The organism is Erythrobacter sp. HI0063 (genome assembly GCF_001635685.1).
GTDB lineage: Bacteria > Pseudomonadota > Alphaproteobacteria > Sphingomonadales > Sphingomonadaceae > Qipengyuania.
Genome location: NZ_LWFF01000239.1, coordinates 1 through 248 on the forward strand (window position 1 = coordinate 1; position 248 = coordinate 248).

A 248-nucleotide genomic window follows, 5' to 3' on the forward strand; every position below is an offset into this window, starting at 1 on the left:
CACTGTAAAGAATCGCATCCGAGGCAAGGGTTAAAGAGAGCAACGCGCTGATTGCTGCAATAGTCGCAAGGGCCCATCGGAGCAGCGTCGCGCCGCGGCTCAGAAAGATGACACCCCCGCTCACGACTGCGGCGAGAATGCTCATACGATTATCGGCAAGTATGAGCGTGAGCGTTGCGACTCCGATCATCGCATACGGAAGAGCGAGTCCGACACGGCGAAACTGCGGATAATAGGCATAGCTCAAT

The 248-nt window shown here is 56.0% G+C and carries 1 protein-coding gene; it reads right to left on the reverse strand.

The genetic code is table 11. The annotated features are described in order from the left end of the window. The coding region (locus A3736_RS17940) for a hypothetical protein (RefSeq protein ID WP_233999312.1) at nucleotides 1–248 on the reverse strand (248 nt) is incomplete at both ends.